Below are 1,058 nucleotides of genomic sequence, written 5' to 3'. Positions count from 1 at the left end.
AAGTAAACAGACTAATTTGCAATAATTATCTACCTCCGTGGTTGATATATTTCGCCTTTGCTTAGCAGAGCAAAAACGAGGCGGACAAATTTACGTGCTGTAAGCACGAGGGCTCTTTTGTGCTTGTGCTTTGGAACTTCATTATACTTTTTGTAGTAGTAGCTTTTGTACCTATCATTGTGTACTCTCAATGAATTAGCAGCTTCTACCAGGTAATATCTGAGATATTTATTACCTTTTTTAGTTAAATGAGTTTCCTCAGCAGTAAAAGAGCCAGATTGATGCTCGGTCCAGGTAAGACCGGCATATGAGGCGAGATTAGTTTCTTTATCAAAACGATTGATATCACCAATTTCAGAGATTATTCCAGCTGTTAGAACTGGACCAATTCCATCTACTGTAATTAAAGTCTGGGGTATTGCTTTTAGCTGTCTTTTAAGAACTCTTTTAAGTCTTTTATTTTGACTCTGGTAAAACCTAATGTTATCAAATGTCATAGAGAGTGTCTGGGTGATTGCCTGATCTATTTCGGGTTTTAAGCGGTATGAATTACGAGCAGCTTTTTTGAGTGCAGTAATTATTTTTTCAATTGGAGTAGAACCGCCTAATCGATTGTTGCTGTTTTGATGGAGAAATTCAGCCAGCTCATGGATATCAGTATTAACAATTTCCCTAAGTGTGTAGTTTTCCAGTAAAGCCATAGAGGCTTTAGTAAAAGTACCAAATGGAGACTTTTTAGTGAAATCTGAAAACTTAAGGAAGACCAGATTTAAAGCTCTAGCTTTTTCAGCTTTAATGTGCTGAGCTAGCTTGAATTTATGACGAGTGATTTGTCTTAGAGCCCTGTAGAGTGCTTCGGGAGAAGAAGAATTTTCAACTCTTCCAAAGCGTATTCTATCAGCGATTACCCAGGCATCAACATTATCATTTTTAGGCAGATCTGTGTATGCTTTTTTGAAATTGCTAACTACTTTAGGATTGACTGTATATAATTGGAGTTTGAAATTGGAGTTTAACTGTTCATGGTTTTTAATGAGTCGGTAGCAGTGTTCCCAGAA

Annotated in this window: 1 protein-coding gene; it reads right to left on the bottom strand. The window is 36.8% G+C overall.

The genetic code is table 11. The annotated features are described in order from the left end of the window. Positions 1–29: 29 nt before the first annotated feature. On the bottom strand, positions 30–1,058 hold a 1,029-nt coding region (locus BMZ74_RS14320), incomplete at its 5' end, for an IS110 family RNA-guided transposase (protein WP_089862882.1).

The organism is Halanaerobium salsuginis, assembly GCF_900114545.1.
GTDB classification, from domain to species: domain Bacteria; phylum Bacillota; class Halanaerobiia; order Halanaerobiales; family Halanaerobiaceae; genus Halanaerobium; species Halanaerobium salsuginis.
Note: the sequence above shows the minus strand (reverse complement) of the source record. Positions and strands in the feature narration are given on the sequence as shown.